A 15,889-nucleotide genomic window follows, 5' to 3' on the forward strand; every position below is an offset into this window, starting at 1 on the left:
GACGCTACGGATGCGCTATCTGATTCATCTGACCATACCAAGCCTCATTGCGATTACCTTGCTGTCCGGATGTACGGGCGGACGCCAGGCTTTCAGCACGGGGGAACGATTCGAGGCTGAAGGGCGCTACGACGAGGCCATGTACAGCTATGCCGAGGCCTTTCGCAAGGAGCCCGAGGCCGGCGAATACCGGGTGCGTTTCCTCAGCGCCCGCCAGAAGGCCGCCGACAGGCATTACCGGGACGGTATTCAGCTCAGCGCCAAGGGGGACTATGTCGCGGCGCTGGAAGCGTTTCAGAGTGCCTACGGGCTCGATCCCGGCCAGGCTGCCTACAAACAGCAGGTTGAAGCGGCCGGCCGCCTGAAGGATGCCCAGCTTGCCTTCCAGGAGGGGGCGGAGCTTGAAAAGGCCAACAAGCTCAAGGAAGCCAATCGCGCCTTTACCCAGGCGGTGGCGCTCTGTCCCGACAACAAGGAGTACCAGGCTGCCTTGCGGCGTGTCAGCGGCATGCGCAAGAGCAAGCTTGAAGGCTTCGAACTGAACCTCAAGTCGGCCAAGCCGATTACGCTCAAGTTCAAGGATGCCAAGATCAAAGATGTCTTCAGCATCCTCACCCGGCTTTCCGGCATCAATTTCGTGTTTGACGATCTCGTGAAAGACCAGAACGTCACCATCTACATGGAGAACGGGACCTTTCAGCAGGCCCTGGACCTACTGACCAACATGTTCAAGCTGGGGCGCAAGGTGCTGAACGAAAGCACGGTGATCATCTACCCCAAAGTGCCGGACAAGATAAAGCAGTACGAAGAGATGGAGGTGCGTACCTTCCATCTCAACTACCTGGAGGCCAAGAAGGCGATCAACCTGATCCGGGGCATGTTGCAGGTGCGCAAGATCCAGGCCAATGAAGATTCCAACTCGATCATTGTCCGCGACACCAAGGATGTCGTCGATGTGGTGGACAAGATCCTGGACGCCCACGATGTCCCCGAACCGGAGGTCTTGCTCGACGTGGAGGTGGTGGAGCTCAACGATTCGAACACGGAAAGCGTGGGGCTCCTGCTCAGTTCCTACAACGTGCAGCTGGGGGGCTTTGCGCCGGACGGCACGGCGCTCTCTTCCAGCCTTTCGACGACAACAACCACATCGACGTCATCGACCACGTCGTCGTCCACCATCAGCAGCCTGATCCGCGCCTTTTCCATCAAGGGGTACGGCGGCTACGTGACCGTGCCCAACGCCACCTACAATTTCGGCAAGACGCTGTCCAAGGGCGAGGTGCTGTCCAACCCCAAGGTCAGGGTCAAGAACAAGGAAAAATCCAAGTTCACGGTCGGCACCAGGGTCCCGATCACCACCACGACCACCACCAACTCCACCACGAGCGTCAATGTCCAGTACGTGGACGTGGGGGTCAAGGTGAACGCCGAGCCGACCATTCAGCTCAACAATGAAGTCACCATAAAGCTCTCGCTGGAGGTGAGCTCGATCCTCTCCACCGAAACCGTGGGCAGCACGGATAGCGCGACCAAGGTCGTCACCATCGGCACCCGCAACCTTGAAACGGTGCTTAGCCTGAAGGACGGCGAAACCAGCGTCATCGGCGGCCTGATCTCGCACACCAACAGCGACAGCAAGAGCAAAGTCTTCCTGCTGGGGGATCTGCCGCTCATCGGACCGCTCCTTTCCAACAATTCCGGCAGCAAATCCAAGACGGAACTGGTGCTGGCGATCACCCCGCGGCTGGTGCGAGGGGTGACCGTACCCCAGCTCGACCTCTCCGCGTTCATGTCCGGCAAGGAAGACGACCCTTCCCTGGTTCGGCCGCTGGGGGCCTTCGAAGAGGAGCCGGTCTTTTCGACGGACGGGAATGTGCCGCAGGTTTCCCCGTCCGAGGCGATTACCGACCAGCTCTCGCGGACAAAACCGGCCATTCAGACGTTAACGACACGACGCTCCAAGCGCCCGATTCCGCCTGCCGTGCCGCCGGCATCGCTTGGCGAAAAGGAACGTCAGGCGAAGCAAAACGCCGAGCAGGAACGCATCGCCGCAGAAAAAGGCGAAGAAGAGGGGGCGGCGGCTTCCCCGGCGGCCCCATCAGCAGCGACCGGGGGCGCGCCTTCGGCAGCGGCGAAAGCCACGTGGGTTCCGGACAAGGGAATGCTTGAATTTGTGATGCCGGCCGCCACCACTGTCGGGCAGCCGTTTACCGTCAACGTCAAGGCCAGCTTTGTCAAGGATTTGGCGAAATCTGCTTTCGTGCTGACCTATGATACGGCAAAACTTGATTTTGTCTCGGTGGCGGAAGGGGAACTGCTCAAGGGTGACGGCATGCCGACAACTTTCTCCGGCGAGGCGCAACCTGCAAACGGAACGGTGACGGTCAGCCTTTCACGAAAAACGGAAAATGGCGGCATTTCGGGCAGTGGAACCGTTGCAACCCTTGTTTTCAAGGCGAAGCAGCCGGGGCTTGCCAGTTTTGTCTTTGGCGATGTCACCTTTGCCGCCACCGACGGCAAACCATATGCAATGGTCCCGTTCAGCAAGGCAATTGATGTTAAACCGTAGGCAGGGCAGCCAACTGTTTGGTCGTCGCGGCGTCAGCCTGGTGGAACTGATCGTGACGATGACCATCCTGGCTATCCTGGCGTCGGTCATCATGCCCATGATGCAGATGACCGGCACCCGGTCCCGGGAGATTGAACTGCACCAGAACCTGCGCACCATCCGCACCGCCCTGGACGAGTTTAAAAAGAGCTACGACAAGGCCATAACCGAAAAAAAGATGCTGCAATCCGCCAACAAGTCGGGGTACCCGGAAACGCTGCAGCAATTGGTGGACGGGTATGATTTCGGCGGCCTGTACGCGACCAAGAAGAAATTCCTGCGCAGGATACCGTCCGATCCGACGAATCCGCCCCGGCCGGGCGAAGAGCCGAAATGGGGCATGCGCTCCTATGCCGACAAGCCGGATTCCAGCGTGTGGGGCGGCGAAGATGTCTACGATGTGTACTCATTGAGTGAAGGAACGGCCATTGATGGGACGAAATACAAAGATTGGTGAGCGCCCGGCGCGGTTTCATGCCCTTCCGGCTTCCGACGGCCTGCGGGGCAACGACCGCGGTTTCACCCTGATCGAACTGATGATCGTGGTTTCGATCATTGGCATCCTGGCGGCTATTGCCGTGCCCAACTACCAGTGGGGCATCATCAAAACCAAGGAGTCGGTGCTGCGGGAGGACCTGTACAACTTCCGCTCCACCATCGACCAGTTCTATGCCGATCAGGGCAAGTACCCCGATACGCTCGCCGAACTGGCGGACAAAAAATACCTGCGCGGGATCCCCAAAGACCCCTTTACCGGCAAAAACGATACCTGGGTGACCGTTCCGCCGCCGGCCGAGGGGGGATCTTCGCCCTCCGGTTCGAGTTCGAGCAATGTCTTCGATACGTCGAGCATCCGCGCGGGGCAGATACTGAACGTCAACCAGGGCAATGTGTATGATGTCCATAGCGGCTCCGATCTCGTCGGGACCAATGGCGTTCCCTACAACGAATATTGAGGTGACAGGCGCGGCGCCCGCTGCCGGGACGGACGGCACCCGTCGTGCCGCAGGGGGCTTGCACGCCTTCCAGTCCGAGTTTGTCCGATAACCACCACAGGTAAATCACATGATCCAGTTACATAACGTTTCCTTGGCGTACCAGAAGGATGCCACGGCCTTGAACGGCATCAACCTGCGGATCGAAAAGGGGGAGTTCGTCTTCCTGACCGGTCCGTCGGGGGCGGGAAAGACCACGCTGCTGCGCCTTTTGTACGGCGCCCTCACCCCCACCCGGGGGCAGGTGCTGATCGACGGTCAGAACGTCTCCCGCATGACCCGGTCCCAGATCCCTTTTCTCCGCCGCAGTGTCGGGGTCGTCTTTCAGGACTTCAAGCTGCTCCCCAACCGGACGGTCTTCGAAAACGTCTCCATCACCCTCGAGGTCCTGGGATGGGGGAGGGCGGACATCGGCAAGAAGGTCATGCACGTGCTGAAGCAGATGGGCATGGACTCCAAGATCGCCATGACCCCCCAGCGCCTTTCCGGCGGGGAGCAGCAGCGGGTGGCCCTGGCGCGGGCACTGGTGAACGACCCCAAGATTCTCGTGGCGGACGAACCGACCGGAAATCTGGACGACGCCAACAAGAACCAGATCCTTACCATCTTCAAGGAAGCCAACGTGCGGGGGACGACGGTCGTGGTCGCCACCCATGACCGCCGGCTTATCGATAATTGTCACAAACGGCTGATAACCCTCAGCAAGGGAGAGATCGTTGAACAGGTGGAAAAAGAAGGCGCCCCCGGCGAACCAGCCTAGCATACGCCCCAATCTTGCCGGCGAAGGGTTCGGCGGCCGGCTCGGCTATTATTGCAACCGCGCCTTGACCAACATACGGCAGAATGTCTTCGTCAATGTGGTGACGGTCGGCACCATCACCCTGGCGCTCCTGATCGTTTCGCTGTTTCTGCTGGTGTTCGTCAATCTGGAGAATGCCGCGGAGAACTGGAGCGAACGGGTCCAGGTGACGGTCTATTTCGACCGCGAACTGAGCGCCCAGGAACAGACGGCGTTGCGCGGCAAGATCATGGCCCTGGGCGGCGTGTCCCGCATCGGCTACGTGTCCCGGGACGAGGCGTTCAAGCGTTTTGTCGGCAGGCTCCGGGGGCAGGAGACGCTGCTCGAGGGGGTCAGGTCCGATATCCTGCCCACCTCCTTCGAGATCTCCCTCAAGCGGGCGAACCGGGATACCCGCGGGGTCGAGACGTTTGTCGCCGCACTCAAGGGCATTGCCGGCATCACCGAGGTGCAGTACGGCGAAGAATGGGTCCGGCGCTTCAACACCTTCCTGAACTTCATGCGGCTGCTCGGGGCGCTGTTGGGCGGCTTCCTGGTAGTCGCGGTGGTGTTCATCGTTTCCAACACCATCAAGCTGACCATCTATTCCCGGCGCGATGAACTGGAAGTCATGGCGCTGGTGGGCGCCACGCGCTTTTTCATCAAGGCCCCCTTCCTCATCGAAGGGATCATCCAGGGGGGAGCGGGCGCGGTGCTTGCCGTCGGCCTGCTGTGGGGATTGTACGAGGGGTTCCTCCACAACGCGGGGAGTTTTCTGACCTTCAATCCGGCCACCTCGGGGCTGGCTTTTCTCCCGCTCGAATATCTGGGCGGCATTGCCGTGGCCGGCATCCTGCTCGGTTTCCTCGGCAGCCTCACGTCTCTCAAACGTTTCATTACCGTCTGAAGCAATGATGCGACTGGTATGCATACTACTGATGCTCGCAGCGGCTTCACCCGGGTGGGGCGACAGCCCCAAGGATGAACTGAAGGGGGTCAAGCGGGAGATCAAGGCGAAGCGGCAACTCATCACCAAGAGCCGCAAGGTCGAAGCGGTCGTCTCCACGGAACTCCAGGAGATCGACCGTTCCCTGGAGCGGAAGATGAACGACCTGGGGAGCCTCGACCGGGACCTGCGGAATGTGGAGTCGAACCTCGACCGCACCGGGCGCACCATCACCCAGGTTACGGAGGAGACCAACCGGAAGAAACGGGAGATCGAACGCCGCCTCGTCTCGCTCTACAAGGCGGGCGAACTGGGCGCGCTGCGCATGTTCTTCTCCGCCGAATCGTTTCCCCAGATGGCGGAGAATATCCGTTACATGCGCTCCATTCTGGAGAATGACAAAAAAATATTTGCGGAGTATACTACCAAGATTGAAGAGTTGCGCCGGCTGAAAGCCTCCCTGGAGCAGGATATGACCAGGAAGGAGCGGATCAAGAACGGCATAGCCCTCAAAAAACGCGAGATCGAGCAGGAAAAGAACAAGAAGTTCGCGTACCTGGTCAAGGTGCGCCAGGACCGCAAGGGGTACGAATCGTCGCTCAAGGAGCTCCAGGCCAACGCAGCCCGTTTGCAGGCCATGCTGAACCGCCTTGAGGCGCTGAGCCGGAAAAAGCTTTCATCCCGGCACGAAAAACCGGGGAGCAAGCTCAAGCCGCTCCCGGAACTGCCGCCGGTGCCGGATCGGGGCTTCGCCTCCCAGAGGGGGCGCATGGCGCTGCCGGTCCGGGGCGACATCATCGAGACGTACGGCAAGCACAAACACCCGGAATTCAATTCCTACACCTTCAGCAAAGGGCTCTCCATCGCCGCCGGAGCCGGTACGGAGATCAAGGCGATCTACGACGGCAGCGTGATCTTTGCCGACTACTTCAAGGGGTACGGCAACATGATCATCGTGGATCATGGCGGCGGTTATTTCAGCCTGTACGCCCACGCCGCGAAGATAACGAAAAAGGTGGGCGCCGAGGTCGGCAAGAACGAGACGCTGGCCACGGTGGGGGATGTGGATTCGGCCAAGGGGCCGATGCTCTACTTTGAAATACGGCACCAGGGCAAGCCGGTGGACCCGGCCGGCTGGGTGCGGTGACCATTATCACAAGATATCCTAACGGTGTTCAATACAAACGGAGGCAGAAGATGTTCACAAACGGCAGCAGAAAGAAGAAGATGGTGGTCGGCTTTGCACTCGTTGTAGCTGTCCTTGTGGTTTTCATCGGCATCAGCACGCAGCGGCACGCGGCGGCTGAGGGCAAGGGGAGCGATTACGAGTCCATCGAACTCTTCACGGACGTCATGGCGATCATCAAGAAGAGCTACGTGGACGAGGTGGATACCAAGAAGCTCATCTACGGCGCGATCAACGGCATGCTCTCGTCCCTCGACCCCCACAGCTCCTTCATGGCCCCCGAGACCTACAAGGAGATGAAGATCGATACCAAGGGGGCCTTCGGCGGTCTGGGGATCGAGATCTCCACCAAAGACGGCGTCCTGACCGTCATTTCGCCCATCGAGGATACGCCCGCCTTCAAGGCCGGGATCAAGGCCGGCGACCAGATCCTCAAGATCGACGACAAGTTCACCAAGGACCTGAACATCAATGAGGCGGTCAAGCGGATGCGCGGCCCCAAGGGGACCAAGGTCGTCCTGACCATCATGCGGGAAGGTTACGAAAAACCGCAGGAATTTACCCTGGTGCGCGACGTGATCCAGGTGAAGAGCGTCCGTTCCCGCCTGCTGGACGACGGCTACGGGTATGTGCGCATCGCCCAGTTCCAGGAAAAGACCGATGAAGACCTCACCAAGGCCCTGAAAGCCCTCAAGGAGGAGAACAAAGGCGACCTCAAGGGACTGGTCCTCGACCTGCGCAACGATCCCGGCGGACTCCTGGACCAGGCGGTACGGGTGGTTGACCACTTTATCGCCGAAGGGCAGATGGTCGTCTATACGGAAGGGCGCGAAAAGGATTCCAAGATGCAGTTCACGGCCAAAAAGGGCGGCAAGGAGCCGAACTACGCGATCGTCGTGCTGATCAACGGCGGCAGCGCCAGCGCCTCCGAGATCGTGGCCGGGGCGCTGCAGGACCACAAGCGGGCCATCATCATGGGGACCCAGAGCTTCGGCAAGGGGTCGGTCCAGACCATCATCCCGCTCTCGGACGATTCCGGCCTGCGCCTCACCACGGCCCGGTACTATACGCCCAAGGGGCGCTCCATCCAGGCCAAGGGCATAACCCCCGACATCACGGTCGAGCGTCTGGAACTGCCCAAGGAAACTGCTGAGAAGAAAGAGTTCATGCACATCCGCGAGAAGGATCTGGAGCACCATTTCGAAAACGAGGACAAGACCGACCAGGGCGCCGCCAAAAAGGACGTCAAAAAGGAAAAGGAAAAAGGCACCCAGCAGAAGATCGACGACGCCCTGAAGAACGACTATCAGGCCATGCGCGCCCTTGACCTCCTCAAGGGGTGGGACATCCTGAAGACCATGGGGCCGGGCAAGTAGGGTAGCCGCCCGGGGGCGCACGGGAAACCGGCGCCCCGGGCAGGCTACCGTCCCGCAACGCCATGGCGAACAGACCCAAAAACAGAAGATCCAAGCAGAGCCGGGGCGGCAGCCGTATTGCCGCCCTGGTTGTTGTGGCCCTCATCGTTGCCGCCGCCGGGCTTTACCTGCTGAACGCCCGCCGGGGCCCCGCCCCGTCCCCCGTTTCTCCCCCCCCTGCACACCAGCCGCCCGCGGCCGGACGGAGCACCCCCCGCCGGCGCACCCCGCGGTACCGGTGGCGCCGGTACCCGCGCCACCGGAGCCGACCCATAAAGAGTATCCCCGGGAACCCGCCGCCGTGGAAGAGGAGCAGGAGCAACCGGCCCCGGGACGGAAGGATGGCGCCCGTGGACAGTTGGCCGTCATCATCGACGACATGGGGAACAGCATGCAGGAGGCCCGCGCCCTGGCAGGCATCGGCCTTCCCGTGACCTTCTCCATCATCCCCGGCCTGCGCCACGATCGGGATGTGGCCGATTTCGCCGCCCAGGGCGGTATCGAGACCATGATCCACATCCCCATGCAGTCCAAGGGGTGGCCCCAGCGCAGGCTTGAGGCCAACGGACTCCTGCTCGCCATGGACGACGCCGCCATCCGCGAGCATATGGGCGACTATGCGCTCCGCATCCCCCGGGCCCATGGGGTGAACAACCACATGGGCTCCGAGTTCACCGAGCACGAGGACAAGATGCGCACGGTACTGGAGGTATTGAAGGGGAGGGGACTGTTCTTCGTGGACAGCGTGACCACGCCCAAGACGGTGGGGCTGCGCCTGGCGCGCGAGATGGGGGTGAAGACGGCGAAGCGGAACGTGTTTCTCGATAACGAGCAGGACGGCGCCTATATCCGCGGGCAACTGGCCCAGGCGGTGCGCCTGGCGCGAAAAAACGGCTCGGCCATCGCCATCTGCCACCCGCACCCGGCGACCATCGCCACCCTGGCCGAAGCGCTGCCGACCCTGGCCGGGCAGGGGATCACCCTGGTGCCGGTGTCGCGCCTGGTGCGATGATTAGTGTTTATTGGTGGGGATGGTAGCACTTCTCGGCCGGCGACCCAGCGCAGGTTCATCGCGACCGGGTCTGCTGGACTCATTGGACGTTCGTTTCTGACATTGAACACCAGGGCCTTTCAAATACTTTCCAGCTGTGCCCCCAGACCTCCTTCAACTCTGCTTGGAATTGAATTTATACGTAATTTCAAGGTTTTAATTCTTTGGTCTCCAAGGGGCCAATTCCCCGCCCCTCGGGGCGATCGCTGTATCCAATAAGACCATAGATGCCCCGCTGCTTGCCGCTGGATGATCATCATAAAAAATATTTTGTATTAAATCGTGAAGTCCGACATAATATAAAATATTTTTTGTGTTATATGGGGTTGAAAATGACGGAAGACCAACAGCTCTCTTTGCTCGGATCACGGCTTCGCTCTGAACGAATTGGGAGAAACGATTCCCAGGCCGCATTCGCTGCCAGAATCGGGATCAGTATACCGACGCTCCGCAAAATGGAAGAGGGGGACGGTTCTGTCCGGATAGGGCACTGGGTCCAGGCCCTGAGGGTGCTCAACCGCGATAGGGATCTGGATATGATCCTGGCTCCAAAGGAAGACCTCTTTGCCAAATTCGACAGGCTAAACGCTCCTTCCCGCAAACGGGCTTCCAAAAAGAGAGCATAAGGGGGATATCCTGGTATGATGTACCGCCTTAACGTATGGTCGCGCCTGACGAGTGAAATACTGGTTGGGGATATGGTCTGCGAGATAGATGATTATGGCCTGGCACGCGGAGCGTTTCGTTATTCTCCGGGTTTTCTCGAACATGTGGACGCTTTTCCCCTGGACCCGGTATCGCTGCCACTTCAGCAGGAAATCTTCGAATTCCGCCATCCTGGCGTCGCGAAGGTATTTGAGGACAGCCTGCCGGACGATTGGGGGCGAAAGCTCTTGATACGGAAACATGGGATTCCCCAGCAGAGACAGAACATGCCTGTCTTGCTGGCCGCTCTTGGCGGTTCGGCTCTTGGCGCGCTGGCCTTTTCCCGGCACAAAAAAGTTGATCCCCCGCTTGCGTATCCATCCGTTATCAATCTCTCGACGCTTCTCCACGAGGCGGAGAAATTTGAACGTGGCGAGGCACGGGACGGGGAGATAACAATGCTGCTGAGTGCGGGAAGTTCCCCGGGTGGAGCCCGTCCCAAGGCATTGGTATGCAGCGAGTCGGCCGGAATCGGGTATATCGCCAAGTTTCCAAGCGAAAAAGATACGGTCAATGTGGTCAGGATCGAGGCGGCAACCATGTCCCTCGCCCGAAAGGCGGGGCTTGTCGTTCCGAATACGGTTCTGTCGCCGTGCGGGCGCCGCGACGTGTTGCTGGTAGAGCGCTTCGATATTGTTCCGTCCGGGCGCCGTCACATGATCAGTATGCAAACTTTGCTCAAAGCGGATGGTTATTATGTCGCGCGTTATGGACAACTGCTGGATATCGTGCGGCGGTTCAGCGCCGACCCGGCCAGGGATTCCGAGGCATTGTTCAGGCAGATGGTATTTAACGCCGTCATCGGCAACACTGACGATCATCTGAAAAATTTCTGGATGACGTATGGAGCCGGCGAGGGGTGGAGGCTCTCACCGGCATTCGATCTGGTGCCAAACATCGGGCAGCGGGATGAACACGTCTTGCTCTTTGATTGTGGCCCGTATCATCCGGGCCGAGGAAAACTGGAGAAATTAGGGCGTTCCTGGGGGGTACACCTGCCCGGCACGGTGATCGGGCAGGTGTACGAGGCTGTTTCGACATGGCGGGAGGAGTTTGTCTCCCATGGGGTAGCCGCAGGTGATGTGGACCGTTTCAGGGAAATCGACCGGAACCTTTCCGCGACCTGAGAAGTATGCCCATGGAAGGCTGCCTCAGAGATTCTTCAGCAGGTGCCCCATCTTTGCCTGCTTGGTCTTGAGATACTTGCGGTTGCTCTCGTTGGGGGGCGCCTCTATGGCGACCCGCTCGATGATGTCGATCCCGTACCCCTGCAGGCCGATGAGTTTCTTGGGGTTGTTGGTCAGGAGGCGGATCTTGGTGATGCCTAGGGCCAGCAGGATCTGGGCGCCGATGCCGTAATCCCGCAGGTCGGCCTTGAAACCCAGCTCCAGGTTGGCCTCCACCGTGTCGCGGCCCCGGTCCTGGAGCTCGTAGGCGCGGAGCTTGTTGATCAGGCCGATGCCGCGTCCTTCCTGGCGCATGTAGAGGATGACCCCTTTCCCCTCCCGTTCGATCATCTCCATGGCGCGGTGCAGCTGCTCGCCGCAGTCGCAGCGCTTGCTCCCCAGGACATCGCCGGTCAGGCACTCGGAATGGACCCGGACCAGGATGGATTCGCCCTTGGCGAATTCCCCCTTGACCAGGGCGATGTGATCCAGGTGGTCCACGTCGTTTTCAAAGGCGATGGCCTTCCACTCGCCGCCGTACACCGACGGGAGATGAGCCTCGGCCACGGTGCGCACGAGGCGCTCGTGGCGCAGCCGGTAGGCCACCAGGTCGGCCACGGTGCAGATCTTGATGTCGTGCTCCTGGGCGAATTTCTTCAGCTCCGGCATGCGCGCCATGGTGCCGTCGTCGTTCATGATCTCGCAGATGACGCCGGCCGGCCGGAGCCCCGCCAGGCGCGCCAGGTCCACCGAGCCTTCGGTCTGCCCCGACCGGACCAGAACGCCCCCCTTGCGGGCGCGCAGGGGGAAGATATGGCCGGGGCTGACCAGGTCGTTGGAGGTGGCGTTGTCGGCAACGGCGGTCAGGACGGTGTGGGCCCGGTCGGCGGCCGAAATGCCGGTGGTGACCCCGTGTTTCGCCTCGATGGAGATGGTGAACGCGGTCTCGAAGGGAGAGGTGTTGTCCCGCACCATGGGGCGCAGGCCGAGCTCGTCGCACTTTTCGGCCGTCATGGTCAGGCAGATGAGGCCGCGCCCGTATTTGGCCATGAAATTAATCGCCTCCGGCGTGACCGCCTCGGCCGCCATGGTCAGGTCGCCCTCGTTCTCCCGGTCCTCGTCGTCGGCCAGGATGACCATCTTGCCCTGCCGGATATCCTCTATCGCTTCTTCTATGGTTGCTATCGACATGTGAATCCTATCCTTTCTACGTTCTACCTACAAAAATCCGTTCTCCGCCAAGGTCTTCATGCTCAATCCGCCGCTGTCCTTCCAGGGCTGGGCCAGGCGTTCGATATATTTCCCCAGAATATCGGTCTCTATGTTCACCCTGCCTCCCGGCGCCAAGCCGGCCAGGGTCGTCGTGGCGAAGGAGTGGGGGATCACGGTGACGGTGAACCCGTCGCCGCTCACCTCGTTCACGGTGAGGCTGATGCCGTTTATGGCCACCGACCCCTTTTTGACCAAATAACGCCCGAATTCGGCCGGGAGCGTGAAGCTCAGGACATGATACCCGGAAGCCTGCTCGATCCTCGCCAGCATGCCGCAGCAGTCCACATGGCCGGTCACGATGTGCCCCCCCAGGCGGTCCCCCATGCGCAGAGCCCGCTCCAGGTTGACCTTGTCGCCCGTTTTCAGGGTGTCGAAGGTGCTCTTGGAGATGGTCTCCGGCGAGACGTCGAAGGTCAGCACCGTGCCGCTGATGCTGGTGACCGTCAGGCAGATGCCGTTGACCGCCACCGAGTCCCCCAGGGCGATCCCGTCCACGGGCAGGGCGGTTGCGATGCCGAGCACGGCCGCCTTGGCGCTGCGCCTGAATGAGGCCACCGTCCCCAGGTCTTCGATCAGGCCGGTGAACACGTCGCCTCCGCCGGCCAGGCGTGGACGATGATGTCCTGGCCGCTGTGGGCTATCTGGCCGAATTGCAGCTTGATCGCCTGGTCCATGCTGGTGATGCCGCGCAGGGTGAAGGGCGCGAACCCGTCGCTGCCGATGATCTTGGGCGCCAGGAAGAAGATGAACTCGTCGATGGCGTTGTTTTGCAGCATCTCCCCCGCCAGCCTGCTCCCCCCTTCGAGAAGGATGGACTGGATGCCCCGCTTGCCGAGCTTCTGCAGGAGATCCACCATGGATACCCGGCCGTCGTATTCGTCGCAGACGACGACGGTGGCTCCCTGCCGGGTGTAGCGCAGATGCACCCGGGGATTGCTTTCGGTGGTGGCGATGATGGTGTCGTGGGCCATGCTTTCGCTGAGCACGCCGACGCTCTCCGGCGTCCGTAGGCGGGTATCCACGATGATCCGCTGGGGGTTGCGCCCCTTTACGTGGCGTACCGTCAATTGGGGGTTGTCGGCGATGATCGTATCCACGCCCACCATGATGGCATCGTGTGCCGCCCGCAGCCGGTGGGTGTAGCGCCGCGAATCAAGGCAGCTGATCCACTGGGACTCGCCGGTGACGGTCGCGATGTTGCCGTCCAGGGTCATGGCGCACTTGTAGGTCACGTAGGGGAGGCCGGTGGTGATGTGCTTGATGAAGGGGCGGTTGATGGCCCGGCACTCGGCCTCCATGACGCCGTGCTCCACGATGATGCCGGCCTTGCGCAAGAGGGCGAAGCCCTTGCCCGCCACCTGGGGGTTGGGGTCCACCATGCCGGCGACCACCCGCCGTACGCCGGCGGCGATCAGGGCCTTGGCGCAGGGAGGGGTACGGCCGGTGTGGCTGCAGGGCTCCAGCGTGACGAAGACATCGGCGCCCTGTGCCTCGGCACCGGCCATGGCGAGCGCGTTTACTTCGGCATGGGGCTGCCCGGCCTTCTGGTGCCACCCCTCGCCGACAACGCGGCCGTCCTTGACAACGACGCACCCCACCGCAGGGTTGGGCGACGTTTTGCCGATCCCCTTGCGGGCCAGGGTGAGAGCCCGTTTCATATGCCGTTGGTCCTGTTCACTCATTTTTTGAGCAGCTCCTGTAACTCCTGCATGAATTCGCCAATATCGCGGAACGACCGGTAGACGGAGGCAAAACGGACATAGGCCACTTCGTCCATGCCGTGCAGCTCCTTCATGAGCCATTCTCCGATAGCCGTCGTGGATATCTCCCGCTCGGAGGACTCCTGTATCCTGCTTTCCAGCCGGTCCACCAGGCGTTCGATCTCGTCGATGGAGATGGGGCGCTTTTCACAGGCCTTCTTGATGCCTGAGACGATCTTCATCCGGTCGAACGGCTCGCGGCGCCCGTCCTTTTTGCATACCAGGGGAAGCATTTCTTCGATGCGCTCGTGGGTGGTGAACCGCTTGGCGCATCCCTCGCACTCCCGCCGGCGCCTGATGGTGGCTCCCCCCTTGTCGGGGCGCGAGTCCACAACCTTGCTGTCGGGATGGTTGCAAAAAGGGCATTTCACAGTCAGGACCCTCCGGTGTCGCCAATAAATTGTATCACGTCTATGCCGCTTTCGGTGGTCATTTCCCGAGCAAGTTCGTCGGCATACCCCTCGCCGTAGATGATGGCGCGTATGCCGGCGTTGATGATCATCTTGGTGCAGATGATACAGGGCATGGTGGTGCAGTAGAGGGTGGCGCCGTCGATATTGGTGCCGTGGCGTGCAGCCTGGATGATGGCGTTTTGTTCGGCGTGCAGGCCGCGGCACAATTCGTGGCGCTCGCCGGAAGGGACGCGAAGCCGTTCCCGCAGGCAACCGGTGGCGTCACAGTGGCTGATGCCGGAAGGGACGCCGTTGTAGCCTGTGGCAAGGATGTTGCGGTCTTTGACAAGTATCGCCCCGACCTGTCGGCGCAGGCACGTGGAACGCGTCGCGACCAGGCGGGTGATGTCCATGAAGTACTGGTCCCATGATGGGCGGGGCATAAATAACGTCTCTTTGCTCACAAGATGTGCATCAAATTACTCCAATATCCGCATGAGGTCAATATGTAAGCAGCGACATGGTGGGCGGGCGCCGGGCATCCGGGGGGAAACGGTGGGGACGGCACGCCTTATTTGCTTGAAATGTCTAGTATAATTGTCTTTCCGCGAAGGTCTTGCATTTTTGCCGGACGGGTGATAGTATTTAGCAGTCAGACGCGAAGAGTGCTAACACTCTTCCGGGAACGTCATCAATTTCCTTTACAGGAGAATCCATATGGTTACACGTCTTCCGGTTGTAGCCGACAGTTTGACCCTGTATCTTTCGGAGATCAGAAGGTTCCCCATCCTCTCGGAGGACGAGGAGCACCGCTTTGCGGTGAAGTTTTTCGAGGAAAAGGACCTGGAGGCGGCCCATTCGCTGATCACCGCGAACCTGCGGTTTGTGGTCAAGGTGGCCTCCGAATATCGCCATTACGGGATGAAGATGCTCGACCTGATCCAGGAGGGCAATATCGGCCTGATGATGGCGGTGCGCAAGTTCAATCCCTACAAGGGGATCCGCCTGATCTCCTATGCGGTCTGGTGGATACGGGCCTATATCCAGAATCACATCGTCTCCGCCTGGAGCCTCCTCAAGATCGGCACCACCCAGGCGCAGCGCAAGCTGTTCTTCAAGTTGCGGGAAGCCAAGGACGCCATCCGCAGGTTGGGCAACGGGGAGGACGATCTCCATGCCACGGCCCTGTCGCTCAATGTGAGCGATCAGGAGGTGGTGGAGATGGAGCAGCGCCTCCACGGGGAGGCCTCCCTGGATGCTGAGATCCCCGGTGGCGACGGCTTTACGCTGCTGGAAAACCTGGCCGATGACCGGCAAAACCAGGAGGAGGCGCTGTCCGAGTTCCAGGAGAGCCGGCAGCTCCACCAGCAGGTGGCGCAGGTGGTGGCCGGGTTGAACGAAAAAGAGCGCTTCATCGTGGAAAAACGGATAAGCGCCGAAGAACCCCTGACTCTCCAGGAAATCGCCACCCATTTCTCCATCTCGCGGGAACGGGTCCGCCAGATAGAGGAGGGGGCGCTGAAAAAGATGAAGATCGCACTTACCCCACTATTATCGGCAGCTTAGGCGCTGCACCCTCTGGGTGTGACACGGTGGTGCCCCCCCGACAGGACGG

The 15,889-nt window shown here is 60.6% G+C and carries 16 protein-coding genes; 11 read left to right on the forward strand and 5 right to left on the reverse strand.

Annotated elements, in window-relative coordinates; translation table 11 throughout:
- The first annotated feature begins 10 nt into the window (after positions 1 to 10).
- From FO488_RS06815 to FO488_RS06860, 10 genes are all read left to right on the forward strand, one after another.
- Positions 11 to 2,569, forward strand: a complete 2,559-nt coding sequence (locus tag FO488_RS06815) for a cohesin domain-containing protein (protein WP_149209864.1) — start codon at positions 11 to 13, stop codon at positions 2,567 to 2,569.
- Positions 2,556 to 3,065 (forward strand): type II secretion system protein, encoded by a 510-nt coding sequence (locus FO488_RS06820; protein ID WP_149209865.1) that lies wholly within the window; start codon positions 2,556 to 2,558, stop codon positions 3,063 to 3,065. Before FO488_RS06815 ends, FO488_RS06820 begins: the two co-directional genes overlap by 14 nt.
- A gap of 79 nt (positions 3,066 to 3,144) precedes the next feature.
- Positions 3,145 to 3,564, forward strand: a complete 420-nt coding sequence (locus FO488_RS06825) for a general secretion pathway protein GspG (RefSeq protein WP_240732256.1) — start codon at positions 3,145 to 3,147, stop codon at positions 3,562 to 3,564.
- A gap of 109 nt (positions 3,565 to 3,673) precedes the next feature.
- A complete protein-coding gene (gene ftsE, locus FO488_RS06830; protein WP_149209867.1) occupies positions 3,674 to 4,363 on the forward strand; it encodes a cell division ATP-binding protein FtsE in 690 nt (229 codons plus the stop codon).
- Positions 4,320 to 5,288, forward strand: a complete 969-nt coding sequence (gene ftsX, locus FO488_RS06835) for a permease-like cell division protein FtsX (RefSeq protein WP_149209868.1) — start codon at positions 4,320 to 4,322, stop codon at positions 5,286 to 5,288. The genes ftsE and ftsX overlap by 44 nt, the downstream gene beginning before the upstream one ends.
- Before the next feature lie 7 nt (positions 5,289 to 5,295).
- The gene (locus FO488_RS06840; protein ID WP_149212104.1) at positions 5,296 to 6,474 is read left to right on the forward strand and encodes a murein hydrolase activator EnvC; all 1,179 of its coding nucleotides are present in this window, start codon (positions 5,296 to 5,298) and stop codon (positions 6,472 to 6,474) included.
- A gap of 50 nt (positions 6,475 to 6,524) precedes the next feature.
- Entirely contained in the window at positions 6,525 to 7,889 is a 1,365-nt protein-coding gene (locus FO488_RS06845; RefSeq protein WP_149209869.1) for a S41 family peptidase, read from the forward strand.
- A 277-nt stretch (positions 7,890 to 8,166) separates the two neighbouring features.
- Entirely contained in the window at positions 8,167 to 8,940 is a 774-nt protein-coding gene (locus FO488_RS06850; RefSeq protein WP_240732206.1) for a divergent polysaccharide deacetylase family protein, read from the forward strand.
- A 371-nt stretch (positions 8,941 to 9,311) separates the two neighbouring features.
- Positions 9,312 to 9,605 carry a helix-turn-helix transcriptional regulator gene (locus FO488_RS20615; RefSeq protein WP_149209870.1) on the forward strand — a complete coding sequence of 98 codons (294 nt, stop codon included), beginning with the start codon at positions 9,312 to 9,314 and terminating at the stop codon, positions 9,603 to 9,605.
- Positions 9,606 to 9,620: 15 nt separating this feature from the next.
- Complete coding sequence (locus FO488_RS06860; RefSeq protein WP_149209871.1) at positions 9,621 to 10,811, forward strand: type II toxin-antitoxin system HipA family toxin; 1,191 nt, start codon at positions 9,621 to 9,623, stop codon at positions 10,809 to 10,811.
- Between the two features lie 24 nt (positions 10,812 to 10,835).
- On the opposite strand, the gene FO488_RS06865 is transcribed toward FO488_RS06860, so the two are convergent.
- The 5 genes from FO488_RS06865 to FO488_RS06885 are packed head-to-tail and all read right to left on the reverse strand — an operon-like array spanning position 10,836 to position 14,717.
- Entirely contained in the window at positions 10,836 to 12,041 is a 1,206-nt protein-coding gene (locus FO488_RS06865) for a bifunctional 3,4-dihydroxy-2-butanone-4-phosphate synthase/GTP cyclohydrolase II (RefSeq protein WP_149209872.1), read from the reverse strand.
- 27 nt (positions 12,042 to 12,068) lie between these two features.
- Positions 12,069 to 12,710, reverse strand: coding sequence for a riboflavin synthase (locus FO488_RS06870; RefSeq protein ID WP_149209873.1), 642 nt, complete (start codon positions 12,708 to 12,710; stop codon positions 12,069 to 12,071).
- Positions 12,695 to 13,804: a bifunctional diaminohydroxyphosphoribosylaminopyrimidine deaminase/5-amino-6-(5-phosphoribosylamino)uracil reductase RibD gene (gene ribD, locus FO488_RS06875; protein WP_149209874.1), complete on the reverse strand. Its 1,110-nt coding sequence runs from the start codon at positions 13,802 to 13,804 to the stop codon at positions 12,695 to 12,697. The genes FO488_RS06870 and ribD overlap by 16 nt, the downstream gene beginning before the upstream one ends.
- Positions 13,801 to 14,253, reverse strand: coding sequence for a transcriptional regulator NrdR (nrdR, locus tag FO488_RS06880; protein WP_149209875.1), 453 nt, complete (start codon positions 14,251 to 14,253; stop codon positions 13,801 to 13,803). The genes ribD and nrdR overlap by 4 nt, the downstream gene beginning before the upstream one ends.
- Positions 14,254 to 14,255: 2 nt before the next feature.
- Positions 14,256 to 14,717, reverse strand: coding sequence for a cytidine/deoxycytidylate deaminase family protein (locus FO488_RS06885; RefSeq protein WP_149209876.1), 462 nt, complete (start codon positions 14,715 to 14,717; stop codon positions 14,256 to 14,258).
- Between the two features lie 274 nt (positions 14,718 to 14,991).
- On the opposite strand from FO488_RS06885, the gene rpoH reads away from it, so the two are divergent.
- A complete protein-coding gene (rpoH, locus tag FO488_RS06890; protein ID WP_149209877.1) occupies positions 14,992 to 15,840 on the forward strand; it encodes an RNA polymerase sigma factor RpoH in 849 nt (282 codons plus the stop codon).
- Positions 15,841 to 15,889 lie beyond the last annotated feature (49 nt).

The organism is Geobacter sp. FeAm09 (assembly GCF_008330225.1).
GTDB lineage: Bacteria > Desulfobacterota > Desulfuromonadia > Geobacterales > Pseudopelobacteraceae > Oryzomonas.

What these genes read in the sequence shown, in the direction of transcription:
- ftsE (WP_149209867.1), top strand. Translation starts at nt 3,674, where the DNA reads ATGATCCAGTTACATAACGTTTCCTTGGCGTACCAGAAGGATGCCACG.
- FO488_RS06845 (WP_149209869.1), top strand. Translation starts at nt 6,525, where the DNA reads ATGTTCACAAACGGCAGCAGAAAGAAGAAGATGGTGGTCGGCTTTGCA.
- FO488_RS06840 (WP_149212104.1), top strand. Translation starts at nt 5,296, where the DNA reads ATGCGACTGGTATGCATACTACTGATGCTCGCAGCGGCTTCACCCGGG.
- FO488_RS06815 (WP_149209864.1), top strand. Translation starts at nt 11, where the DNA reads ATGCGCTATCTGATTCATCTGACCATACCAAGCCTCATTGCGATTACC.
- FO488_RS06865 (WP_149209872.1), bottom strand. Translation starts at nt 12,041, where the DNA reads ATGTCGATAGCAACCATAGAAGAAGCGATAGAGGATATCCGGCAGGGC.
- ribD (WP_149209874.1), bottom strand. Translation starts at nt 13,804, where the DNA reads ATGAGTGAACAGGACCAACGGCATATGAAACGGGCTCTCACCCTGGCC.
- FO488_RS06825 (WP_240732256.1), top strand. Translation starts at nt 3,145, where the DNA reads ATGATCGTGGTTTCGATCATTGGCATCCTGGCGGCTATTGCCGTGCCC.
- FO488_RS06860 (WP_149209871.1), top strand. Translation starts at nt 9,621, where the DNA reads ATGATGTACCGCCTTAACGTATGGTCGCGCCTGACGAGTGAAATACTG.
- FO488_RS06820 (WP_149209865.1), top strand. Translation starts at nt 2,556, where the DNA reads ATGTTAAACCGTAGGCAGGGCAGCCAACTGTTTGGTCGTCGCGGCGTC.
- FO488_RS20615 (WP_149209870.1), top strand. Translation starts at nt 9,312, where the DNA reads ATGACGGAAGACCAACAGCTCTCTTTGCTCGGATCACGGCTTCGCTCT.
- rpoH (WP_149209877.1), top strand. Translation starts at nt 14,992, where the DNA reads ATGGTTACACGTCTTCCGGTTGTAGCCGACAGTTTGACCCTGTATCTT.
- FO488_RS06885 (WP_149209876.1), bottom strand. Translation starts at nt 14,717, where the DNA reads ATGCCCCGCCCATCATGGGACCAGTACTTCATGGACATCACCCGCCTG.